Source organism: Bradyrhizobium sp. USDA 326 (genome assembly GCF_049739485.1).
In the GTDB taxonomy this organism is placed as follows: Bacteria; Pseudomonadota; Alphaproteobacteria; order Rhizobiales; family Xanthobacteraceae; genus Bradyrhizobium.
Map to the genome: position 1 here is coordinate 1864394 of NZ_JBMGQA010000001.1, position 23482 is coordinate 1887875.

23 protein-coding genes are annotated in these 23482 nt (G+C 64.9%); 8 read left to right on the forward strand and 15 right to left on the reverse strand.

All coding sequences use genetic code 11. The features are described 5' to 3' along the window. Nucleotides 1-25 precede the first annotated feature (25 nt). Nucleotides 26-511: a peroxiredoxin gene (locus tag ABIG06_RS08910; RefSeq protein ID WP_370135677.1), complete on the forward strand. Its 486-nt coding sequence runs from the start codon at nt 26-28 to the stop codon at nt 509-511. Nucleotides 512-606: 95 nt separating this feature from the next. On the opposite strand, the gene rnhA is transcribed toward ABIG06_RS08910, so the two are convergent. From rnhA to ispH, 3 genes are read right to left on the reverse strand one after another with little or no spacing between them, the layout of a single operon-like run. Then, nucleotides 607-1071 carry a ribonuclease HI gene (gene rnhA, locus ABIG06_RS08915; RefSeq protein ID WP_124159399.1) on the reverse strand — a complete coding sequence of 155 codons (465 nt, stop codon included), beginning with the start codon at nt 1069-1071 and terminating at the stop codon, nt 607-609. Further along, nucleotides 1068-2051, reverse strand: a complete 984-nt coding sequence (locus ABIG06_RS08920; protein WP_424578258.1) for a homoserine kinase — start codon at nt 2049-2051, stop codon at nt 1068-1070. The genes rnhA and ABIG06_RS08920 overlap by 4 nt, the downstream gene beginning before the upstream one ends. A 6-nt stretch (nt 2052-2057) precedes the next feature. Continuing rightward, entirely contained in the window at nt 2058-3026 is a 969-nt protein-coding gene (gene ispH, locus ABIG06_RS08925) for a 4-hydroxy-3-methylbut-2-enyl diphosphate reductase (RefSeq protein WP_124159401.1), read from the reverse strand. Nucleotides 3027-3292: 266 nt separating this feature from the next. Between ispH and ABIG06_RS08930 the strand changes: the two genes are divergently transcribed. Further along, complete coding sequence (locus ABIG06_RS08930; protein WP_199751396.1) at nt 3293-3988, forward strand: DUF1013 domain-containing protein; 696 nt, start codon at nt 3293-3295, stop codon at nt 3986-3988. 80 nt (nt 3989-4068) lie between these two features. On the opposite strand, the gene ABIG06_RS08935 is transcribed toward ABIG06_RS08930, so the two are convergent. From ABIG06_RS08935 to ABIG06_RS08955, 5 genes are all read right to left on the reverse strand, one after another. Further along, the gene (locus ABIG06_RS08935; RefSeq protein ID WP_370135680.1) at nt 4069-4797 is read right to left on the reverse strand and encodes an OmpW/AlkL family protein; all 729 of its coding nucleotides are present in this window, start codon (nt 4795-4797) and stop codon (nt 4069-4071) included. A gap of 180 nt (nt 4798-4977) precedes the next feature. Next, nucleotides 4978-5244 carry a hypothetical protein gene (locus ABIG06_RS08940; protein WP_370135682.1) on the reverse strand — a complete coding sequence of 89 codons (267 nt, stop codon included), beginning with the start codon at nt 5242-5244 and terminating at the stop codon, nt 4978-4980. A gap of 120 nt (nt 5245-5364) precedes the next feature. Continuing rightward, on the reverse strand, nt 5365-7299 hold the full coding sequence (locus tag ABIG06_RS08945) for a propionyl-CoA synthetase (RefSeq protein WP_370135684.1): 1935 nt from the start codon (nt 7297-7299) through the stop codon (nt 5365-5367). 257 nt (nt 7300-7556) lie between these two features. Beyond that, nucleotides 7557-8954 (reverse strand): tetratricopeptide repeat protein, encoded by a 1398-nt coding sequence (locus ABIG06_RS08950; RefSeq protein ID WP_424578259.1) that lies wholly within the window; start codon nt 8952-8954, stop codon nt 7557-7559. A 130-nt stretch (nt 8955-9084) separates the two neighbouring features. Then, entirely contained in the window at nt 9085-9843 is a 759-nt protein-coding gene (locus tag ABIG06_RS08955) for a tetratricopeptide repeat protein (RefSeq protein ID WP_370135688.1), read from the reverse strand. Between the two features lie 111 nt (nt 9844-9954). Here ABIG06_RS08955 and ABIG06_RS08960 point away from each other — a divergent pair, with 111 nt between their 5' ends. Beyond that, nucleotides 9955-11532 carry a cation:proton antiporter gene (locus ABIG06_RS08960; protein WP_370135690.1) on the forward strand — a complete coding sequence of 526 codons (1578 nt, stop codon included), beginning with the start codon at nt 9955-9957 and terminating at the stop codon, nt 11530-11532. A 269-nt stretch (nt 11533-11801) separates the two neighbouring features. Further along, nucleotides 11802-12572 (forward strand): hypothetical protein, encoded by a 771-nt coding sequence (locus ABIG06_RS08965; RefSeq protein WP_370140809.1) that lies wholly within the window; start codon nt 11802-11804, stop codon nt 12570-12572. 79 nt (nt 12573-12651) lie between these two features. On the opposite strand, the gene ABIG06_RS08970 is transcribed toward ABIG06_RS08965, so the two are convergent. From ABIG06_RS08970 to ABIG06_RS08990, 5 genes are all read right to left on the reverse strand, one after another. Continuing rightward, nucleotides 12652-13458, reverse strand: coding sequence for an SDR family NAD(P)-dependent oxidoreductase (locus ABIG06_RS08970; protein ID WP_370135693.1), 807 nt, complete (start codon nt 13456-13458; stop codon nt 12652-12654). 93 nt (nt 13459-13551) lie between these two features. After that, nucleotides 13552-13965 (reverse strand): DUF1850 domain-containing protein, encoded by a 414-nt coding sequence (locus ABIG06_RS08975; RefSeq protein ID WP_370135696.1) that lies wholly within the window; start codon nt 13963-13965, stop codon nt 13552-13554. Next, nucleotides 13926-16037, reverse strand: a complete 2112-nt coding sequence (locus ABIG06_RS08980) for a TRAP transporter permease (protein WP_370135699.1) — start codon at nt 16035-16037, stop codon at nt 13926-13928. Before ABIG06_RS08980 ends, ABIG06_RS08975 begins: the two co-directional genes overlap by 40 nt. Before the next feature lie 107 nt (nt 16038-16144). After that, nucleotides 16145-17092, reverse strand: a complete 948-nt coding sequence (locus ABIG06_RS08985; protein ID WP_370135701.1) for a TAXI family TRAP transporter solute-binding subunit — start codon at nt 17090-17092, stop codon at nt 16145-16147. A gap of 215 nt (nt 17093-17307) precedes the next feature. Next, on the reverse strand, nt 17308-17787 hold the full coding sequence (locus ABIG06_RS08990) for a hypothetical protein (RefSeq protein ID WP_124159412.1): 480 nt from the start codon (nt 17785-17787) through the stop codon (nt 17308-17310). A gap of 193 nt (nt 17788-17980) precedes the next feature. Between ABIG06_RS08990 and ABIG06_RS08995 the strand changes: the two genes are divergently transcribed. After that, nucleotides 17981-18286: a hypothetical protein gene (locus tag ABIG06_RS08995; RefSeq protein ID WP_124159413.1), complete on the forward strand. Its 306-nt coding sequence runs from the start codon at nt 17981-17983 to the stop codon at nt 18284-18286. A gap of 134 nt (nt 18287-18420) precedes the next feature. On the opposite strand, the gene ABIG06_RS09000 is transcribed toward ABIG06_RS08995, so the two are convergent. Next, on the reverse strand, nt 18421-19632 hold the full coding sequence (locus ABIG06_RS09000) for a hypothetical protein (RefSeq protein WP_370135705.1): 1212 nt from the start codon (nt 19630-19632) through the stop codon (nt 18421-18423). Between the two features lie 53 nt (nt 19633-19685). Next, nucleotides 19686-20312 (reverse strand): NUDIX hydrolase, encoded by a 627-nt coding sequence (locus ABIG06_RS09005; protein ID WP_370140810.1) that lies wholly within the window; start codon nt 20310-20312, stop codon nt 19686-19688. A gap of 68 nt (nt 20313-20380) precedes the next feature. Between ABIG06_RS09005 and ABIG06_RS09010 the strand changes: the two genes are divergently transcribed. The 3 genes from ABIG06_RS09010 to ABIG06_RS09020 all read left to right on the forward strand — a co-directional run bounded on the left by ABIG06_RS09010 (nt 20381) and on the right by ABIG06_RS09020 (nt 23307). After that, nucleotides 20381-20806: a PaaI family thioesterase gene (locus ABIG06_RS09010; RefSeq protein ID WP_197966577.1), complete on the forward strand. Its 426-nt coding sequence runs from the start codon at nt 20381-20383 to the stop codon at nt 20804-20806. 161 nt (nt 20807-20967) lie between these two features. Next, on the forward strand, nt 20968-21978 hold the full coding sequence (locus tag ABIG06_RS09015) for an aldo/keto reductase (RefSeq protein ID WP_370135707.1): 1011 nt from the start codon (nt 20968-20970) through the stop codon (nt 21976-21978). Between the two features lie 15 nt (nt 21979-21993). Then, on the forward strand, nt 21994-23307 hold the full coding sequence (locus tag ABIG06_RS09020) for a tetratricopeptide repeat protein (protein ID WP_424578260.1): 1314 nt from the start codon (nt 21994-21996) through the stop codon (nt 23305-23307). Nucleotides 23308-23482: the final 175 nt, after the last annotated feature.

Here is a 23482-nt window from a genome sequence, read left to right on the forward strand (position 1 = left end):
GGACCGATTTCCAGGGAGACTGATGATGGCGATCCAGATTGGCGACAAGCTACCCGAGGCAAAATTCCGCGTGATGACGGCGGAAGGCCCGCAGGTGAAGACCACCGACGACATCTTCAAGGGCAAGAAGGTTGCCCTGTTCGCGGTGCCCGGCGCCTACACCGGCACCTGCCACAAGATGCATCTGCCGAGCATCTTCCTCAACGCCTATGCCATCAAGGACAAGGGCGTCGACACGATCGCCATCGTCTCCGTCAACGACGCCTTCGTCATGAACGCCTGGAAGCGCGACACCGACCAGCGCGACGAGGCCGTCTTCCTCGCCGACGGCAATGCCGATTTCACCAGGGCGATCGGCATGGAGCTGGACGCCTCCGCCAACGGCCTCGGCATCCGCTCCAAGCGCTATTCGATGCTGGTCGAGGACGGCGTGGTCAAGAAGCTCAACCTTGAGGCCATGCCCGGCAAGGTCGAGGTCTCCGGCGGCGATACGCTGCTCGGGCAGCTCTAGTTGAAGTCATTCCGGGGCGGTGCGCAGCACCGAACCCGGAATCTCGAACTTCCGGGTTCGCTCGCTAATGCGAGCGCCCCGGAATCACATCCCAACTACTCCCTCACCCGCTGCTGCAACCGGGCCATGGCGATGCCGTCGCGCGCGAGCTGATCGGCGCGCTCGTTCTCGGGATGGCCGGCGTGGCCCTTGACCCAATGCCAGCGGACCTCGTGCTGCTTCAGCGCGGCATCCAGGCGCTGCCATAGCTCCACATTCTTCACCGGCTTCTTGTCGGCGGTGCGCCAGCCATTGCGCTTCCAGCCGAAGATCCAGCCGGTGATGCCCTGCCGGACATACTGGCTGTCGGTATAGAGATCGACCGTGCACGGCTTCTTCAGCGCCTCGAGCGCCGAGATCGCCGCCATCAGCTCCATCTGGTTGTTGGTGGTGTGGCGCTCGCCGCCGCTCAGCTCCTTCTCCTTGTCGCCGAACCTCAGGATCGCACCCCAGCCGCCCGGCCCGGGATTTCCCGAGCAGGCGCCGTCGGTATAGATCGTGACATTGGGAAGCTCGCTCACGCCACCAGCCCCGACGGCGTCAGCCCATAATCTCGCACGCTCGTCACGCTCTGGTGGAAGCGCAGCTTGCGGGCATATTCCAGCGGATCCTTCGGCTTGACCAGCGCGCCAGGCGGCACGTTGAGCCAGTCGACCAGCCGCGTCAGGAGGAAGCGGATCGCGGCGCCGCGCGCCAGCAGCGGCAGCGCCGCCTCTTCCGTCTCGGAGAGCTTTCTCACGCGGCCATAGGCGTTGAGAAAAGCCCGCGCCTTGGTGACGTTGAAGGAATGATCCGGCTCGAAGCACCAGGCGTTGAGGCAGATCGCGACGTCATAGGCCAGCATGTCGTTGCAGGCGAAGGTAAAGTCGATGATCCCCGAGAGCTTGTCGCCGAGGAAGAAGACGTTGTCGTTGAAGAGGTCGGCGTGGATCACACCTTCCGGCAGGTTGGTCGGCCAGACCCCGCTGGAGAGAAAATCGAGCTCGGCGGCGAGAAACGCACGCAGACCGGGCTGCACCTCGTCGGCACGGTTCGCCGCCGCGTCGAACAGCGGACGCCAGCCCGCGACCGACAGCGCATTGGCGCGCTTAATCGCGAAATTGGCGCCGGCCAGATGCATCCGGGCCAGCCCCTCGCCGACCCCGGCGCAATGGGTCGCGTTCGGCTTGCGCGGCCAGACGCCCTCGAGAAAGGTGATGATCGCCGCTGGCCGGCCTGCCAGTTCGCGCAGCGCCTCCCCGTCGCGTCCCCTCACAGGCAGCGGACAATTGACGCCGTGTTCGGCCAGATGCGTCATCAGCGCGAGAAAGAACGGCAGATCGTGCCTTGCCACACGTTTCTCGTAGAGCGTGAGAATGAACGAGCCCTTGCTCGTATGCAGCAGGAAGTTGGAATTCTCGACACCTTCGGCGATGCCCTTGTAGGAGAGCAATTCGCCGAGATCGTATTGTTTCAGGAAGTCCGCAAGCTCGTCGGCGGCGACGTCCGTGTAGACCGCCATAAACGTCTACTCGGCGGCAGCTTCGGGGCGCACCGATCGCGGCAGCGGGAAGAACTCGTTCTCCTCGGCGGCCGAGACCGTCTCCACATGCAGCGTGAAGCGCTCGGCGAACGCGTCCATGATCTCCTCGACGATCACCTCCGGCGCCGAGGCCCCCGCGGTGATGCCGAGGCTGGTGATATTCTCGAACCGCTTCCAATCGAGATCGGCGGCCCGCTGCGCCAGCACGGCGATCGGGCATCCCTCGCGCTCGGCAACCTCGCGCAGGCGCTGCGAGTTCGACGAGTTCGGCGCACCAACCACGATCAAGGCGTCCACCACCGGCGCCACCTTCTTCACCGCGAGCTGGCGGTTGGTGGTGGCGTAGCAGATGTCCTCCTTGTGCGGGCCGTTGATGTTCGGGAAACGCTCCTTGAGCAGCGCCACGATCTCCGCGGTGTCGTCGATCGACAGCGTGGTCTGGGTCACGAAGGCAAGGTTGTCCGGGTCCTTCGGTGTGATCGTCTTGGCGTCCTCGGCGGTCTCGATCAAGGTCACGGCGCCGGGCGGAAGCTGGCCGAGCGTGCCGACCACCTCGGGATGGTGGGAGTGGCCGATCAGGAAGATCTCGCGGCCACGCTTGAAGTGGATCGCCGCCTCGCGGTGCACCTTGGTCACCAGCGGACAGGTCGCATCCAGCGAGAACAGATTGCGGGACTGGGCGTCGGCCGGAACCGACTTCGGAACGCCGTGGGCCGAGAACACCACCGGGGCCGTGGTATTTTCCGGGATCTCAGCGAGTTCCTCGACGAAGATGGCGCCCTTCTTCTTCAACCCGTCGACGACGTATTTGTTGTGCACAATCTCGTGGCGAACATAGACCGGGGCGCCGTACTTATCGAGCGCCCGTTCCACGGTATCGATCGCCCGGACCACGCCGGCACAAAAGCCGCGGGGAGAACAAAGCACGATCTTGAGGTCTGGTTTGGCTGACATTGAGCGATCTCGGGACCGAATCGCCCGTTTCGCCTTCTGGCGGGGGCGGTCGATGGATGGAAATAGGGGCTTAAAAGTGTCGGCTTGAACCCTACAGCGGTTCAAAGGGAATTGGGCCCCCTTTCGGGCGGTGTCAAGGCACTATCTATAGCAGAACCATTGCGTGGCTAGCCCCTCCCGGCTTATATAGCGCGAATTCCCTGTCATCGCTGATGACCACCGGTTTCGCCTCCAGAGGGGTGGGCGAAGCACAAAGGAGATTTGCCATGAGCAACGCACCTCTGATGCCCAAGGCGACCGCCGTCTGGCTGCTCGACAACACCGCGCTGACCTTCGACCAGGTCGCCGATTTCACCAAGATGCACCCCCTCGAGGTCCGCGCGATCGCCGACGGCGACGCCGCCCAGGGCATCAAGGGCATGGATCCCCTCTCCAACGGCCAGCTGACCCGCGAGGAGATCGAGAAGGGTGAGAAGAACCCGGATTACCGGCTCCGCCTCCAGGAGAGCAAGGTCGTGCTGCCGCCGCAGCCCAAGCGCAAGGGACCGCGTTACACCCCTGTCTCGCGCCGCCACGAACGTCCGAGCGCCATCCTCTGGCTGCTGCGCAACCATCCGGAACTCAAGGACGCCCAGATCATGCGCCTGGTCGGCACCACCAAGAGCACGATCGCGAGCGTGCGCGACCGTACCCACTGGAACACGTCGTCGCTGACGCCGATCGACCCCGTCACCCTCGGCCTGTGCTCGCAGATCGAGCTCGACTTCGAGGTGCAGCGCGCGGCCAAGGAAAAGCCGATCGACGCAACCTATGGCGGCGCGACCCTGCTGCCGGCCTCCGAGACCACCCGCAAGGACGAGTACGAGCCGGCGGAGAAGTCCAGCGACGATCTCAATGTCGACGCCGTGTTCGCCAAGCTGAAGACGCTCGGCGGCAAGAAGCAGGACGACGAGGAGGAATAGTTTCTCTCTCGTTCATTCACTTCGAACGCAAAAGCGCGGCAGGGGAAACCCTGCCGCGCTTTTGTTTGGTGTACCGCGCCTCAGAACTTGTACGTCACGCCCGCACCGACCAGCCAGGGATCGATATGCGCGGTCCCAGTGACCGGGATCGCGCCGTTGACCGTGGCCGAGTAGTTCGGCTGCAGCCACAGCTTCTTCACGTCCACGTTGACGCCCCAATGCTTGTCGAACATATAGTCGAAGCCGAATTGCACGGCGCCGCCCCAGGCGTTGCTGACATGCAGGTTGGTGACGGCGAGGCCGCCGAACGCGGTGTTCGACGCCGAATTGTTGAAGAACACCGTATAGTTCACGCCGGCGCCGATATAGGGCTTGAAGGCGCCGAAATTGGTGAAGTGGTATTGCAGCGTGAGCGTCGGCGGCAGCAGCGTGGTCTTGCCGATATCGAGCCCCTGAAGCGTGCCCGTTCCGGTGATGTGATGCCTTGTCACGCCGAGGATCAACTCAGCCGCGATGTTCGGGGTGAAGAAATAGGAGATGTCGAGCTCGGGGACGACCTGGTTGCTGATATCGAGGCCCGAGTTCGGCGACGACAGAGCAGGTACACCCGCGACATTCACCGTGCTGTCACCGCCGTCCGGCAAAACGCCGAGAACGCGCAGACGGATCATCCAGGGATTCCACGCCTCCACCGGCGGCGGCGCCTTCTTGTAAACCGGCAGATCGGCGGCCTGCGCCGTGGCAAAGGCCCCCACGAGCATCGCACCGAGCGTCGCGAGCCGCGCCAGGTTTCTTATCGTTCCGTCCATATCAATCCCCTTCAGCCATATCTGCGCATCGTTGCGCGACATCAGCGTCAGAGCAGAAAGGGGATGGTGAAGGATTTGATGCCGATCAAATCAGGACCAACGCGACACGATTTGGCTGCTGCGTTGCAGAAGTGTCACGACCGACGCGCGTCAATGACACCGGATGATACCGTCACCGATTTACGGCCGCTCGGGATTATTCAGCATGTACTCGCCTAGATCGCGCTGGCGGCGGTCGGCGCGGGCGATGGCGGCATTGCGCTGGACGTCGCGGTCCTTGCGGCAGGCCACGTATTCCGGCGAGCCTTGCGCATAGCCCCGGCTCTGGCAGACCGCGTCATCATCATCGCCGCCCATCGCCGCCGGTGTCTGGTAGCGCGCGGAGCAAGCGGAGAGAGCAATGGCGAGCAGAGAGATTGCTCCATACTGCGCGAGTTTGGCTGACATTTGGTCGTCCTGTCTCATTCGTCGTTGCCGGGCTTGACCCGGCAATCCATCGAAATCAAGGCAAGTGCTTGCTCATTGATGGATGCCCGGGTCAAGCCCGGACACGACGGATGGGCAAACTCACACCCTTCCCTTCAGCGCCTCCCCGATCTCCTCCAGCGCCTTGGGATCCTCGATCGTCGCCGGCATGGTCCAGGATTCGCCGTCGGCGATCTTCTTGATGGTACCGCGCAGGATCTTTCCGGAACGCGTCTTGGGCAGCCGGCCGACGGTGATGGCGAGCTTGAAGGCGGCGACCGGGCCGAGCTTGTCGCGCACCAGTGCGATGATCTCCTTCTCGATCTCGGCCGGCGGGCGCTTCACGCCGGCCTTGAGCACCAGGAAGCCGCAGGGCACCTCGCCCTTGATCGCGTCCTTGACGCCGAGCACGGCGCATTCGGCGACATCAGGGTGCGAGGCCAAAATCTCCTCCATGCCGCCGGTGGAGAGCCGATGGCCGGCGACATTGATGATGTCGTCGGTGCGGCCCATGACGAAGACATAGCCGTCCTCGTCCTTGTAGCCGGCATCGGAGGTTTTGTAATAGCCGGGGAATTCGCTGAGGTAAGCCTCCTTGAAGCGCTCGTCCTGATTCCACAGCGTCGGCAGACAGCCCGGCGGCATCGGCAGCTTGATGACGATCGAGCCCATGGTGTTGGTGCCGACCGGCTTTGCCGCTTCATCGACGATATCGACCTGGTAGCCCGGCATCGGCACCGTCGGCGAGCCGTGCTTCACGGGCAGCATGCCGAGGCCGACCGGATTGCCGGCGATGCACCAGCCGGTCTCGGTCTGCCACCAATGGTCGATCACCGGCACCTTCAGTTGCTGCTCCGCCCATTCCACCGTCGGCGGATCGGCGCGCTCGCCGGCGAGAAACAGCGTGCGGAATTTGGAGAGGTCGTACCGCCGGATGAATTTCCCTTCCGGATCGTCCTTGCGGATGGCGCGGAATGCGGTCGGAGCGGTGAAGAAGGCCACCGCCTTGTGCTCGGAGATCACGCGCCAGAACGCGCCGGCATCGGGCGTGCCGACCGGCTTGCCCTCGTACATGATCGAGGTCGCGCCATGAAACAGCGGGCCGTAGACGATGTAGCTGTGGCCGACCACCCAGCCGATGTCGGAGCCGCACCACCAGACCTCGCCCGGCTTGACGCCATAGAGGTTGAACATCGACCATTTCACCGCGACGAGATGTCCGCCATTGTCGCGCACGACGCCCTTGGGCACGCCGGTCGTCCCCGAGGTATAGAGGATGTAGAGCGGATCGGTCGCGGCGACAGGCACGCAAGCCGCGCTCTTGCCGTCGTTCAGCGCCTTTCGGCGCAGGCTGGCCCAGTCGTAGTCGCGGCTTGGCGTCATCTCGCAGGTGAGTTGCGGGCGCTGCAGCACGATGCAGGCCTTCGGCTTGCTGCCGGCAAGCCTGATTGCCTCGTCGAGCAGCGGCTTGTAATGGACGATACGGCCGGGCTCGATGCCGCAGCTGGCGGAGAGGATCAGCTTCGGCTGCGCATCGTCGATGCGGGTGGCGAGCTCTTTCGCGGCAAAGCCGCCGAACACCACGGAGTGCACCGCGCCGATGCGCGCGCAGGCGAGCATCGCGACCACCGCTTCCGGCACCATCGGCATATAGAGGATGACGCGGTCGCCCTTGGCGACGCCGAAGTCCTGCATGATTGCGGCGAGCGCCTGGACCTCGTTCAGCAGTTCGGCATAGGTGAGTTTGGTGACCGAATTGGTCAGCGGCGAATCATGGATCAGCGCGACCTGATCTGCACGGCCGCGTTCGACATGGCGGTCGAGCGCGTTGTAGCAGGTGTTGACGACGCCGCCGGCAAACCAGCGGCCGTAGGTTCCTTGCGAGGGATCGAAGATCCTCATCGGAGGCTCGATCCAGTCGATCTCCTTCGCAGCCTCAGCCCAGAAACCTTCGGGATCGGCCAGCGAGCGCGCGTGGACCTCATGATAACGACTTTTGCCGTCGGCGTTCCCTTGGACGTTCCCTTGGACGTTCATTCCCGCGCTCCCGTGCCTTTATTCGCCCTGGCCTTGACCCTTGTGGCAGGACAGGCGCCCCGCCATGACCAGGATCAATTGCCGGCCTTGTTGTGGGCTTATTTTCGCGGGAACGGGCCGCGGTTCAAGCTCAAAAGGATGGGCCTTTCGGGGAAGACACAACTACCGCCGCGCGGGCGGGTGCGCCTTGCCCCGCTTGCGGGGGGCAGGGTCTCTGGAGGGACGGCGGCGGTTCGACTCGAGGAGTGACGACGAGTTCAGAACGCTTCTGAGCTCTCCATCGCGTTCAGCTTCTGCAACCGCTGCTGCATGATCTTCTTGAGATCATAGTTGGGCCGGCCGAAACTGGCGTTGCGGGTGGCGAGGAAATCGCGCTGGGTCTTGCGCAAATCGCCGGCCGAGCGCTTGCTCGCCAGCTTCAGCACGCGAGCATAGGCTTCGGCGATCCGGCGGTCGAGCACGCCCAGCTGGGGATCGGCGCAGATCACCTTCTCGACCTCGCGCTTCGCCGTGGCGCAATCGAACGACGGGCCGTTGCCGGAAGCCGCATTCAGCGGACGCAGCGGCTCGGCGCCGAACTTCGCGATCTCGGCGATCATGGCGCGACGGCCGCTGGCTGCATTCTCGTTACCGGGATCAAGCTTCAGCGCCGTCTCGTAATCCGCCAGCGCCTTCTTGCGCTCGCCCATCTTCTTGTAGAGCACGGCGCGGTTGTTGTAGGTCTTTGCGAAGTTCGGATCGAGCTCGAGCGCGGCATCATAGTCGCTCAGCGCAGCCCCGAGCTCGCCCTTGAACTGGTAGGAATCGCCGCGGTTGGTCAGGAAGTTGGCGCGCCGCTCACGCCGGATCGCCTGGTCGTAATCGGCGATGGCCTTGTCGTACTCGCCCATCGCGGCATAGGCGAGGCCGCGATTGTCGTAATATTCCGGCACCTGCGGATCGAGCCTGATGGCCTCGGTGTTGTCGGCGACCGATTTGTCGTTCTGGCCGAGCTTCTTCCAGGCCGCGCCGCGGTTGGTGTAGGTGCGAGGCCGGTTGGGGTCGAGCCGCAAGGCCTCGTCGAAATTCTCGATCGCCTTTTCGTTGTCGCCACCGAGATAGTAGGTCACGCCGCGGTCGGACCAGGCCTGCGCATCATTCGGCTTTAGCTTGATCGCCTCGTCGTAATCGGCGAGCGCGCGGTCGAGCCGACGCTGATTGGTGTAGACCACGCCGCGCGACTCGTAAGCCTGCGCATCCTGCGGATCGAGCTCGATCGCCCTAGTCAAATCCGCCGCAGCACGGTTGAGATCGCCGCCGGCCTCGCGCAGCAGGTCGCCGCGCAGGCGCCAGGCCTTTGCGTTCCTGCCGTCGAGCGCGATGGCGCGGTCCAGATCGCGCAGCGCCTGCGATTGCCCTCCAGGGGTTCGCGCATTGGCTTCGGCGCGGACGACGAGGGCCGCGCTACGATCGGAGGTCGGATTTGCGGTCTTGTCGATGATGGCGCTGCACGCCGGGATCAACTCGGCCGGGGCAGCCCTGCTGTCCAGCATGCACTCGGTGCTCGCCGCGGCTGGGGCCGCGAGAACAAGACTCATTGCCGCGCCGAGAAAGAAGGCGCGAAGCGAGATTTTGGCAGGCGAAAGCGCTTGCGCGGAAGAATGCGTGCCGCACATGGCATAGGGCTCCGTGACGTCGGGTTCTCACCGTTGTCGCGGCTGGCAGGAGATGGGTTCAAACCGGCCGGCTCAGGGACGCACCACTTTTTCATTCCCTCGCCCTGCCTGCGGGGAGAGGCGAAGCGCCTCAAGAGCCGCCCACCCCGTTCAGCCGCTGCAGCCGCTCCTGCATCGCCTTTTTGAGATCATAGCCCGGCCGGCCGAAACCGGCATTTCGGCGCGCGATGAACTCATCCTGCTCGCGCTGGAACGCCTTGGCTTCATCCGGAGTGCGCGCCGCGCGGATCACGCGTGCGTTCGCTGCAAAAACCTCCCGGTCGAGATCGGCGAGCTCGCGATTGCCGCAGATCGCCCTTTCCACCGCGCGGCGCGCTCGCGCGCAATTGAAGCTGGGCTTGCCGGCGACTGCCATCTGCGCGCCGATCCGCTCGAGCTCGCGCGCCATCGCCTTGTGATTGGCCCTGGCCTTCGCGTGGTTCGGATCAATCTTGAGTGCTGCGCCGAAATCTTGCACCGCCTTGGGCTTGTCGCCCTTCTTCAGCCAGAGCTCGCCGCGCGCGTTGAAGATATCCGCAAGGCCCGGATCGAGCTCGAGAGCACGGCTATCATCGGCGATAGCACGGTCGACCTGGTCGTGCCTCGCCAGCAGTGCGCCGCGCGCGATCAGCACCTTGATCAGGTCTTCCTTCGCCGTCTTCTCATCGTCGATCACGGCGGCGCAGGCGGTAGCCGCCTTGTCCACGTCGTCGGCCGCGGTCGCCGCAAGGCACAGCTCGACATCGACCTGTGTCACCGCAACCGACTCGCCGCCGGTCGCAGCATCGGCGGGGGCGAGCGAGAGTGCGTAGAGCAGCCCGGCGCCGAACAGGTGAATGAAAGAACGCATGCTCGTTGCTGTCGGAGGGTCTTGTCTTAGGGTCTTGTCTGGGGGGCTTTTCTTGGGGGGTCTTGCCTTGCAGCCGCGTTATCCATCATACGGCCGGATTGGTGCTAGCTTGTGGCGCCGCTCAGATCGGTCTCGGGGATCATCGTGTCGACATTCGAATGGATCATCGCGCTTCTGCTCGGCGCTGTTGCCTTATCGGCGCTTGCGCGGCGGATCAAGGTCCCCTACCCGACCTTTCTCGCCATCGGCGGCGCTCTGATCGCCTTCGTGCCGTCCAGCCCGTCCTGGGCGCTGGAGCCGGACCTGGCGTTGGCTCTTTTTGTCGCACCGGTCCTGCTCGATGCCGCCTTCGACACCTCGCTGCGCGATCTGCGCAACAACTGGGTTCCGGTCTCGACCCTGGTGGTCGCCGCGGTCGGCCTGACCACGGCCGCCGTGGCCTATGTCGCGCACCGGCTGATGCCCGACATGCCCTGGGCCGCCGCGGTCGCGCTCGGCGCGATCGTGGCGCCGCCGGATGCGGCCGCTGCCGTCGCGATCCTGAGCCAGGTGAAGCTGCCTCACCGCATGGTGAAGGTGCTGGAGGGCGAGAGCCTGCTCAACGACGCCAGCGCGCTTCTGATCTATCGCATCGCCGTCGGTGCGGTCGCCACCGAGCACCTGACATGGAGCCAGGTCGCACCGACCATGGCGCTGGCGCTGGTCGGCAGCGTCATCGCCGGCCTTGTCGCAGCACGCATCATCGCGCCCATGATGGAGCGCGTGACGGAAGCCCCGAGCGCGATCATCGTTCAGTTCGCCACCACCTTCATGATCTGGATCGGTGCCGAGCATCTCGGGCTGTCCGGCATCCTCACCATCGTGATCTACGCCATCGCCCTCGCGCGCACCGCGCCGGCGCGCATGCCGGCCCGGCTGCGGGTGCCGTCCTATGCGGTGTGGGAGACGATGGTGTTCGTGCTCAACGTGCTCGCCTTCATGCTGATCGGCATGCAGATGCGGCCGATCTGGACGCGGCTCGATGCCGACGTGCGCTGGGAATATTGCGTGGCTGCCGCCTGGATCCTGCTCACGGTCATCCTGGTGCGCCTCGGCTGGGTGACGTTCTATCGCACGACCCTGCGCGTGCTGATCGCAAACGGACTCTATCATCCGAAGGATCCGAAGCAGATCGCTTCGCCCAAGGGCGGCCTCATCATCTCCTGGTGCGGCATGCGCGGCCTCGTCACGCTCGCGACCGCCTTTGCCCTGCCGGAGGGTTTTCCCCATCGCGACTTCATCGTCTTCATCGCCTTTGCGGTGGTGCTGGGATCGCTCATCATCCAGGGCCTGACGCTGCGGCCGCTGATCCTCGCCTTCGACCTGACGGACGATGATCCCGTCGGCATCGAGGTCGCGCGAGGTCGCGCGGTCGCCTATCGCGCGGCGCTGGATGCGATCGAGAGCGATCCGTCGGAGGAGGCGGAAATCCTGCGGCTCGAATATCGCGCCATCCTGATGCAGACCGAGACCGATCCGAACGGTGGCATCGCCAGCGGCGAATTGCCGGCCGATCCCCTGCGCCGCCGCGCCATCGAGGCCGCACGCAAGTCGATCTTCGATCTCCGCGCCACCGAGGTGATCGGCGACGATGCGTTTCATCGGCTGGAGGAAGAGCTCGATCGCGCGGAATTGAGCGCGGGAGGATGAGGCAACTTCGCGATACAAACTCGGTATCGTCCCGGACAAGCGAAGCTCCAGACGACGCGCAGCGTTGACTGGAGCGGAGTGCAGATCCGGGATTCATAGCCGCAGGGAGGGGTTTGACGAAGACTCGGAGTGACCAGCCCGCCCCCAAACGTGACCCGGTGATTATGGGTCCCGGATCGGCGCGCGCTCAGGGCGAGCTTGTCCGGGATGACAGCGGAGGATGAATGGCCGCCTTTGAACCAAACGCCGCCTCTCCAGACACACTCCAGATGACGACCCTGATCGACGACCGTCGTGTGCGCGCGCGTGATGCGTCGCCTGCACGATATTTTTATTTCCACATGGCCCTGGCCTGCGCGGCCACCGCCTTTCTCGGCTTCGCACCGACCTATTGGGTGCCGCTCGCCAACCGGACGCTCTCCGCAAGCCCCGTGATTCACTTCCACGGACTCTTGTTCTTCACCTGGTCGCTCTACTTCGTGCTCCAGACCTGGCTCGCTGCCTCGGGCCGCGTGGTCAATCACCGCTCGCTCGGCATCGCCGGCGTATCGCTCGCGACTGCGATGACGATTTTCGGCTTCCTCGCCTCGGTGCACGTGATGCAGCATTCCGCCGCGCTCGGGCAGAAGGACGCCGGCATCGGCTTCTCGATCGTGCCGATGAGCGGAATTGCGTTCTTCGCCGTGGTGTTCGTGCTGGCGATCATGAACACGCGCAGGCCCGAGATTCACAAGCGCCTGATGCTGCTGGCGGCGGTCTCGATCCTCGATGCCGCGATCGCGCGCTGGTTCCTGACCTTTCTCGCCCCTCCGGGACCGCCCGGTCCACCGCCGGTGCCCGTGACGATTGCGCCGGCTGTGGTCGCCGCCCTCCTGCTCGTCGTCGCCATGGTGCGCGACTGGCGCACCGAAGGCCGCGTACATCCGGTCTACATCTACGGCACGCTCGCGCTTTTGGCAGTGAAGGTGCTGAACTGGCCGGTCAGCGAGAGCGCCGCGTGGCATGCGTTCGCCGGCGGCATCCTGGCGCTGGCGCAGTAGGTGGCGACAAACTCCGTTATCGTCCCGATCGGAGCGCGCTTGAGGGCGCGCTCGTCCGGGATGACGGTGGAGATTGGAACTACGCCCCTGCCTTGCACGTGATCCCACCGTCTACCACGAGCTCGATACCCGTCACGTATTTCGACTCGTCCGAGGCCAGGAACAGCGCGGCGTTGGCGACGTCGAAGGCATCGCCCATGTGGCCCATCGGCACCTGCGCATCGCGCGCGCGCCACATCGCTTCCACGTCGCCCTTGGCGTAGCTGGCGGCAAGCCCCGCTGAATGTTCGACCATCGGCGTCTTCATCAAGCCGGGCAGGATCGCGTTGACCCGCACATGGTGGCGCGCGAACTCGATCGCCGTGGTGCGCGTCATCTGGTTCATCGCCGCCTTCGAGGTGCCGTAGGTGACGTAGGAGATGCCCATGTGGCGGATCGAGGCGATCGAGGAGATGTTGATGATCGAGCCGCCGCCCTGCTTCACCATGACGGGGATGACGTGCTTCATGGCGAGATAGGCGCTCTTGAGGTTGACGCTGAAGACGCGGTCCCAGCTCTCCTCGCTCACCTCGACCACGCTGCCCATCTCGGCGATGCCGACATTGTTGTCGAGCACGTCGATGCGGCCATAGGCCTTCAGGCACGCCGCGACCATCGCCTCGATCTCACTTGCGCGCGACACGTCAGCGGTGAACGCCGTCGCCTTGCCGCCTTCCCCGATGATGATCTTCGCGGTTTCCTCGGCCGCAGCACCACTACGATCGACGCAAAACACCTGCGCGCCCTCGCGGGCGAACGTCACCGCGGTCGCCTTGCCATTGCCCCAGCCGGGGCCAATCGAGCCGGCGCCCACCACCATCGCAACCTTGCCCTTGAGCCGATCCATCGCGTGTCTCCCTGTTTGTTGTTCTTGTAGCCTGGATGGAGCGCAGCGCAATCCGGGGGCGTCAGTCCCGGATTGCGCTTCGCTCCATCCGGGCTACGGATCGCTGCAAATTTCCATCTTGGTGACGTTAACACCGATCGGATGGCCGACAATCTCCGACAAGGTCCGGCACTTCCCGTCATGGCACAACCGCCACTCCCCGGCCGCACCGGAGTTACCGAGCACGACCTCGTGCATCGGCGAACGCTGCGGCCGCCATTGAAACCAGCCGTCGACGAGCCGCGCCTCGGGCGGCGGCTCCATGCCGGGGCCGGTGCCCTTGACGCGGGCCTGCACCAGTTCGAGGCCGGCGGGCGTGACACGCCAGTCTTCCTGCCATTCGACCTTCGCGATCGAATGCGTCCAGGCCAGCGTGAAAGCGGACAGCGCCAGCGCCTTCACGCCTGATGCCGTTGCGAAGCAGAGGCTCACGCCGCCTCGACCGCCGCCGGCGGGCGCTGCCGCCATTGCCACAGCACGAGCGCAGCAGCGAGCACGAAGCCTGCGGTGTCGCTGAACGGGAATTCGCCGAGCAGGCAGAATGCGGCGCCGAGCGCAACGAGGCGCTCGATCAGGGTCAACCGCGTGAACAGGAATCCGATCGCGACCATGCCGAACAGGCCGATCGCCACCAGCGCCTTGGTGGCGGCCAGCGCCACGGCGCCATAGAAGCCGAGCTCGGCTGCCATGGGATCGCCGGCCTGGAGCATCAGAGCCGGCGAGTAGACGAAGATGAAGGGGATGACGTAACCGGCGAGCGCGATGCGCATCGCCTCCCAGCCGATCTTGTCCGGGTTCTCCTTTGCGATCGGCGCCGCCGCAAGCGCGGCCAGCGCCACCGGCGGCGAAAGGTCGGCCATAATGCCGTAGTAGAACGCGAACATGTGGCTCGCGATCAAGGGCACGCCGAGCTTGGCGAGGGCCGGCGCGGCGAGCGCGGCGGTGATGATGTAGGTCGGGATGGTCGGAATGCCGGTGCCGAGCAGGATCGACAGCAGCATGGTCATGACCAGCGCCAGGAACAGGCTCTTCTCGCCGAGACCGATCACCCAGCCGCCGAAGATGGTGCCGACACCGGTCTGCGACATCATGCCGATGATGACGCCGACGATGGCACAGGCCATGCCGACCGTGATGGCGGATTTTGCGCTTTCAGCCAGCGCATCGCGACAGGCGCGCAAGGCTGCAAAACCGCCGCGGACGAACGTGGTGATCACGATCAGCCCGACCACGACGCACGCGACCGGAACGATCTGGAGGCCGTCGCGCGACAGCGCGGCGACGACCAGGGCCAGCCCGATCCAGAAGATGTAGCGGATGACCGTCGCCGAGACGCCGGCGGTGATGCTAGTCCCGAGGATCAGCGCAACGGTCAGCGCGAGACCCATGCTGCCTGCATAGAGCGGCGTGAAGCCTTCGAACAGCATGTAGACGAGCGCGGCGAGCGGCAGCACGAGGTACCAGCGCGTCACCAGCGCCTTCCAGGCGCTCGGGATCTCCGAGCGCCTCATGCCGACGAGACCGTGCTTGCCGGCTTCCAGATGCACCATCCAGAAGGCCGAGGCGAAATACAGAATTGCAGGGATCGCGGCGGCCTTGACGATCTCCGAGTACTGAACGCCGAGCGTCTCCGCCATGATGAAGGCGACCGCGCCCATCACCGGCGGCATGATCTGTCCGCCCATCGACGCCGTCGCCTCGACGCCGGCGGCGAAGGCGCGGCGGTAACCGAACCGGATCATCAAGGGAATCGTGAATTGGCCGACGGTGACGACATTGGCAACGCCCGAGCCCGAGATGGTGCCCATCATCCCCGAGGCGAACACCGCGACCTTGGCAGGCCCGCCACGGGTGCGGCCGAACAGGCCGAGCGAGACGTCGGTGAAGAGCTGGATCATGCCGGCGCGCTCCAGGAACGAGCCGAACAGGATGAACAGGAAGATGTAGGTCGCCGAGACGTAGATCGGCACGCCGTAGAAACCTTCGGTGCCGAACGACAGATGTGTGACGATCTGGTCGAAATCATAGCCGCGATGATTGAGCGGCGACGGCAGGTATTGGCCGAAGAACCAATACAGCAGACACGCGCCGCACATCAGCGGCAGCGCCGCGCCCATCAGGCGCCGCGTGCCCTCGAATATCAGCACCGCGAGCAGCGTGCCGACCACCAGATCGAGCCGGGTCGGATCGCCGTCGCGCGCGATCAGGTCCGCGTAGAAGATCCACTGATAGAGGCCGCAGAAGAAGCCGGCGCTGCCGATCACCCAGCCGAGCGCACGGCCGAAATTGCTCTTCGCGGTGAAGTTGGCGATCAGGCCGAACGTGAGCAGAACGAGGAAGCCGACATGGACGCCGCGGACCACCTGGCTCGGCAGATAGTTGAAGGCGGCGACATAGAGCTGGAAGGTGGCAAAGGCGATGCCGATCCAGTAGGCGAGCTGGCCCCACCAGCCCGGACCGAAACCTTCCGGGAAGCCATGCTCGAAATTGTCGAACTCGACCTTGATGGCGGCCTCGGTGGCCTTTGCCTGCGATATCATATTTCCCGCGCCCTGAAATCGTCATGCCCGGGCTTGACCCGGGCATCCATCGAAAGATGAGTCCTGGAAGATCGATGGCCGGGTCAGGCCCGGCCTTGACACCTGTACTACTTGATCAGCCCTTTTTCCTTGTAATAGCGGATCGCGCCGGGGTGCAGCGGAACCGGGCTGCCATTGGCGGCGTTCTCGAGCTTGATCTCCTTGCCGGCCGCGTGCGCATTGACGAGTTCGGGCAGCGACTCGTAGACCAGCTTGGTCATCTGATAAGCGAGATCGTCCGACACCGCCGAGCTGGTCACGAGGTAGTTCACGACAGCAGCCGTCGGGACGGCCTTGTCCTGGCCGGTATAGGTGTTGGCGGGAATGATCGCGGAGATGAAGGGCGGGCCGATCTTGTCGACGGTCTCCTTCGGCACCGACACCACCGTGATCGGGCTCGAGGTTGACAGGTCCCTCAGCGAGGCGACACCAAGGCCGGCCGATTGCAGCGTCGCGGCGAGTTGGCGGTTCTTCATGAGATCGACGGATTCGGCGAAGGGCAGATACTCGACCTTGCCGAGATCCTTGTAGCTCATGCCGGCGGCCGCGAGGATCGCGCGCGAGTTCAGTTCCGTGCCGGATTTCGGCGCGCCGACCGACAGGCTCTTGCCCTTGAGGTCGGCCAGCGTCTTGATGCCGCTGTCGGCGGTCGCGACGATCTGGATGTAGTTCGGATAGATTGCGCCGATGGTCCTGAGCTTGTCGAGCTTGGTCTTGAAGCCCGCCTCCTCCTCGCCGTCCCAGGCCGCTTTCAGCGAGTCGCCCAGCGTGAACGCCAGTTCGCCGCGCCCCTGCTGCAGCAGGATCAGATTCTCGACCGACGCCTTGGTGGCCTGCACCTGCGTCTTCACGTTCGGAATCTTCTCACCGTAGATCTTACCGATTGCCACGCCAAGCGGATAGTAGACGCCCGAGGTGCCGCCGGTCAGCACGTTGATGAAGGATTGCGCATGCGCGCAAGGTGCCGACGCCGCCAGAGCAAGAGCCGCGGCCACGCCGAAAATCGTCCGTTTCATGGTTGTTGTACTCCCCAAACCGGCCGCGAAATTGGCCGGATGAAGGGTGCGGGTCAACCCATCCAAAAGGCAAAACAGGACTGCGGCAAATGGCCGTTCCGGCTCCATGTTTAGGGAACCCGGCTGCGGCGAGATGGCGCAGCCGTGGTCCGGAGCTGTATCAGTGCGATGACCGCCGCAAGCTGTGGAGGGAGCGCACCGTTAATGGCAATCCCTCACTGGAACGTCATGTCCAGACATTTGGAGATGTCGGAGCCGAGGCCGGAAGAGATGATGATGCAGCCGCGCACTTTCTGCGCGGTGACGTCGGCGGCCCACACCGAATAACCGCCGGGACCGAAGAACGAGTTGGTGTTCGGCGGCTCGGTCTCGGTCGCGTCGAAGTCGTAACGTCCGTCGGTCTCGAAGATGCGCGGCTTCCTGGTGCAGCCGCCGTCGGTCTGGACATTGATGACCTCCTTGTTGTCGCGGGTCAGCGCCAGCGAAACCTGGCAGCGGAAATATTCGGAGGTCTTGGTGTTGAAGAGATAGGTGTAGGACTTGCAGGTCGCCGTGTTCAGCTTGCCCGGGGCAAGGCCGCGGCTGCACGAAATGCGCTGATTATGGCTGAGCTGGTAATCATCGGCCCGGGCCGCCGGCGCCATCGCCGCCAGCGACAATGCAGCAGCCCAGCAAAGCTTGATCACATGGCGCATCCGAATCATCCCTACCCGTAATTTTGTCGAATTGCGTTCTAGACGGAAAGCGGACCATAGTCGCGAGGGGACGGAGGGAAAATCACAAGCTGCTGGGTAAGACGTGATGCGCTGCGGCGCTTTCGCAAATTGACCGGGCGGCACTGTTCGTGATTTGTTCAAGCCTGAAATGTCCCGACCGTGGGAGGATGGGATGACGGCATTTTCAACCAAGACATTTGCAATCGTAGCCACGCTCGGCACATGCGCAGGGCCCGCATTGGCGCAAACCGGAGCGACGCCCTGGGAGCTCAAGCCCGACATGGGCTATGCCTATGACAGGGACGGCAAAACCTATTCCTACAAGATGGGTACCAGCAACGCCGGCGAGCTCCTGAAGGGAGCCAAGAAGGTGCCGAAGGGCACGCTGTTCTTCATCGGCCAGAACGGCCAGCTGTACATGCGCAGCGGCCCTTATCTGGAGGGCGACGGCAAGTTCAAGTTCGGGCCGGATCAGTAGCGGCTTGAGCAGGCGGCTGACCGCCCTCCGCCTCGCACGCGGTGCCGTCGTCCGCCTTGTGCGCAATTGCGCACTGGGGCGGACGATCCAGTATCCAGGAGGCCGTTGCGATAAGGGTGCGGCGGGGAGAAGGGCTAAAACGCCGCCGCCAGCTCCCTTGCCCCGGCTTTGCTGCTGTTCACATCCATCCGCTCGTCGGTCACGGCGAGCAGCTTGGCTACCGTGTTGTGGCGGATCGCCACCGGATTGCGCTCGTAGCCGCCGCGCTGGAAGAAATTCGAGGTCGGCACCTTCTCGCGCATCGCCTGCGGCATCGTCACCATGTCGAGACCGGTGCCGTCGCCGGTGAGGTTCATCATTTCGAGCTCGGCCGCGGAGAGCGGGCGGGTGTAGCCCTTGGCGCGGGCGAACAGCACCGACGTCAGCAGCTTGTGAGTTTGAAGCATCGGTCCGATGTCGACGTCGAGCACCATCGCGTGCATCGCCCAGCCCTGCGGAGTGTTGCCGATCTTCTCGTGCTCCGACCAGGTGTCGGGCACCGACTTCGCATGAGCCACCATTTTCTTCAGGACAGTGAGCTTGTGCTCGAGCGCATGCCGCGCTGGCCCCGATGTCCGCGCCACCTTCTCCGAAAGCGCACGGATGAGTTCATGGCCCTGCTCGGCCAGCAGCTCGACGCTGTTGGTGGTCAGGAGTTGATTGTAACCCATCGCCGTCGAGATCGCGCGCTTGCCGCCGTGCTCGATGCCCGCCTGCACATCGTAGCTGCCGGTGCCGCCGGTCTCGAACGAATAGACCCGCACGGCCTGCTCGCGCGTCAGCCCCGAGGCGAGCGCGTAGCGCGCATAGGCGCGCTTGAACTCGACCTCGCTGGACGGGCGCTGCGGCGTGAACTGGTAGAGCTCCTGCGCCGCGCGCAGGAAATCGGCGACCACCGGAATAGGCTTTCGGGGCGGCCGCTCCGGCGTTTCCTCCGGCTCCGGGTTCACCGGGCGCTTCGGTCCGGCATAGAGCGGCGGATGCTCCAGAACGTAATCGTCGAGCGTGATCTGCTGCCCATTGCGCCGCTTGGCGTTGCGCGTCTTCCGCTTCTCGGAGATCTGGCTCCAATAGGCACCGGCCTCGGCATCGAAGGCGGCGCGCGCGGCCTGATACTCCGCGAGCTTGCGGCGATATTCGAGCACGGCCGGTGAGGCGCCTTGCGCGAAAAATTGCGACAGCAGCTGGGCGTTGGCATTGCGAACGGCCGCCGGCAGCGTGCCGGCCTCGCCGCCGCGCGCGGCGGGTGAGATCAGGACGAGCGCGAGTGGAACCAGCGCCAGGCTCTTTCGAATCGATCGATGCATGCTGCCCTCTTAGCAGGCATCCGGTAACCGTCACGTTAACGCGCCGTTTACCATCACTTCCAGGCAAACACCGGTTGTTCCAGGTCGGTGACGCGGGTCTGCCGCCCCGCCAGCACCTCGCGGAACTGGTAGATCAGCGCCGCCGTCGGCGCATGGATCAGGCTCACCTGGTGATGGAAGCGGATCACGCGTCGCGCGCTTTCGGGGATCGCGACGAAATCGAAAGCGTCCTCGCGCTCGATCGTCGCCAGCGCGATGCGATGCACGGAGGCGACCTCCTCCGGGTTCGGCCGAATCGCGGCGCTGCCTGCGGCCCAGACCACGACCGGCGTGATCAGATAGCCGGAACGCGTCGGATAGTCGTCGAGCGTGCCGAGCACATCCGCATTCGTGAGGCGAAGTCCCAGCTCCTCGTCGAGCTCGCGCAGCGCCGCCTCGACCGGCGTCTCGCCGGGATCGCAGCGACCGCCCGGGAGCGCCCATTGACCGCGATGGGCGCGCAGATGTGATGCGCGCAGCGTGAGCAGCAGCGCAGTGTCGTCGCCCTCGCTCGCGGTCAACGCAACCGCAACCGCGGCGCGCTTCAGCCCCGCCCGCGCATCATCCTCCTGCAGGCGCGTGAAGGCTGCGCAGGCATCCGCGATATTCCGTCGTGTGGCATCGTCGAACGGTCTCATGATGCTTGACTACACCACGTCCGGCCCCGATGAAATGCGCTCGCAAGGCCCGCACAGGAACGGACGACGACATGACCACCAAGGCTGCCGCAAGGCTGAAATCAGACGGCTGGAGCATCCTGCAGACCACGGGCTTCCTGCACCTGATCGGCCCCTTGTGGGAGCGCAAGGTCGACGGCCATTACGAGTTCGCGCTCGCGACCGAAGACAAGCATCACAATCGCCGCGGCATGGTCCAGGGCGGCGTGATGATGACGTTCGCCGATCGCACCTGCGGCATGACCGCTCGCTATGTCTCGGGCAAGGAATATCTGGCGACGGTGCAGCTCGACACCCACTTCGTCGAGGCGGGCCAGATCGGCGACATCCTGATCTCCCGCCCGCGCGTGGTCCGCTCGACGCGGAGCCTGATCTTCATGAGCACCGAGGTCAGCGTGGACGATCGTTGCGTCGTGATGGCGAATGGCGTGTTCAAGATATTGAAGGGGCCGGCGTAGGCGAAGCGGTCAGGTCGCCGCCGCCCTCTCCGTGTCGTTGCGAACGCAGCGAAGCAATCCAGAATCTTTCCGCGCGCGCATCTCTGGATTGCTTCGCTGCGCTCGCATTGACGGGATGGGATGGCTATGCTGCCATCCAACGAGATCTCGAGGACCTGCCCATGCAATACCGCCAACTCGGCCGCAGCGGCCTGAAAGTGTCACCGATTTGTCTCGGCACCATGATGTTCGGCGGTCCCACCGATGAAGCCGCTTCAAGGCGGATCATCGCGAAGGCGCGCGATGCCGGGATCAATTTCATCGACACCGCCGACGCCTATTCGAAAGGCGCATCCGAAGAGGTGGTGGGGCGCGCGATCGGCAACAACCGTCACGCCTGGGTGCTCGCGACGAAGCTCGCCAATCCCATGGGCGGCGACCCCAATCGCGGCGGGCTGTCACGACGCTGGATCCTGCAGGCCGCCGACGAAAGCCTGACGCGGCTCGGCACCGATCACATCGACATCTATTATCTGCACAAGGAAGATCACGCCACACCGCTTGAAGAGACGGTGCGCGCGATGGGTGACCTGATCCGCGCGGGCAAGGTGCGCTATTTCGGCGTCTCCAATTACCGCGCCTGGCGCGTCGCCGAGATCTGCAACATCTGCGACCGGCTCGGCATCGACCGGCCTGCGGTGAGCCAACCCTACTACAACGCCATGAACCGCATGCCGGAGGTCGAGCACTTTCCGGCGTGTTCCTACTACGGTCTCGGCATCGTACCCTATAGTCCCTTGGCGCGCGGCGTGCTCACCGGCAAGTACAAGCCAGATGCAGCCCCCGACAAGGAGACGCGCGCGGGCCGCAACGACACCCGCATGATGCAGACCGAATGGCGGCCGGAATCGCTTCGCCTTGCGCAGGAGATCAGGGTGCACGCGGAGAAGAAGGGCATCACCGCCGGCCAGTTCGCGGTCGCCTGGGTGCTGAACTCCGCCTTCGTCTCGTCGGTGATCGCCGGCCCCCGCACCGAAGAGCAATGGGACGGCTACATCAGCGCGCTCGACTATCGTTTCACCGCGGAGGACGAGGCGCTGATCGACCGGCTGGTGACGCCGGGCCATCCCTCCACGCCGGGCTACAACGACCCGGCCTATCCGATCGAGGGCCGCCGCGCGCGGACGGCGTAAGGGTGGGAGACGACGATGCCGCTCGAAGACCGCTACGGCCTGCCGCTCTCGACCACCTCGCACGAAGCAGCCGCCGCCTATCGCGACGGCGTCGACCTCATGCTCGCGGGCTGGACCGGCACGGCGGAGATGCTGGATCGCGCGATCGCGACCGACCCGGATTTCGCGCTGGCCCATATCGCCCGCGGCCGCGTGCATGCCTTCTACCAGCAGGGCGATCTCGCCCGAGGCAAGGCGGCGCTCGCGCGCGAGCTGGTGAAGAAGCGCGGCAGCGAGCGCGAGCGCTCGCATGTCGAGACGCTGGCGCTCGCGATCGAGGGCCGGCTGCCGGAAGCGATCGCATCCACGCTGAAGCACATCGACGCATGGCCACGCGACGCCGTCGTGCTGTCGCTGCCGCTCGGCGCATTCGGCCTGTTCGCCTTCTCCGGCATGGCCGATCACGACCGCGCCCGGCACGAGCTCTGCGAACGCGTTGCGCAGCATTATGGTGAGGACTGGTGGTTCCTCACCATGTCCGGCTGGGCGATGACGGAGAATGGCGATGTCGTGCGCGGCCGCGCCGTCACCGAGCGCGGCTTCAATCTGCGCCGGGCGAATGCCCACGCCGTGCACGCGGTGCTGCATGCGATGTTCGAGGACGGCTCGATCGACGCGGCCGATCGTCTCGTCGACGAATGGATCCCGACTTACGACCGCGCCGGAATCCTGCACAGCCATATCCGCTGGCACCAGGCGCTGGGCGCGCTCGAGCATGGCGATGCGGCGCGGGCGCTGGCGATCTATGCCGACGTGCTTCAGCCCTCCGCCACGCAGGCGCCGCCGCTCAACGTCGTCACCGATAGCGCCTCGCTGCTCTGGCGCCTGTCGGCCTACGGCCATGCCGTGCCGCAGGCACTGTGGCGCGAGGCCGATACCGCCGCGCAAAAGCTGTTTCCGAAATCGAGCCTGTCCTTTGCCGACGTCCACATGGCGCTGTTCGCGGCCGCAACGCAAAACCGCGACGCGCTCGCCGCGCGCCTTGCGGCGATCGAGCAGCGGCTCGCCGACGGCAAGCTGCCCGCCGGTCCCGTGGTACCGGCAATCTGCCGCGCGCTCGCGGCTTTCGCCGATGAGGATTACGGGACTTCTGTGCAGATCCTCGCGCCCGTCCTCAGCGAGGTCGTGCGCATCGGCGGCAGCCATGCCCAGCGCGAGCTGATCGAGGACACCTATATTATCGCGCTCATGCGCAGCGGCGAGCTGCCCCGCGCCCGCGCCCTGCTGGATGCCCGCCTGCACCGCCGGCCCTCGCCTCGGGATGCGCGCTGGCAGGCGGCGACAGGCTAGCTCCGCCACGAAAAAAACACCGCCCTGATGGCATGTGCCGGCCGGACGGGTTGGGCAATTTGGGCGAAGCGCCGTCGGGGGTGACGCGGTGGTATTCCAGGCGGGAATTGCGGAGCAAACGGGATCGCAACCAATTTGCGGTTCAATGGTTGTCGGACGGGCCTATTCCGCCGCC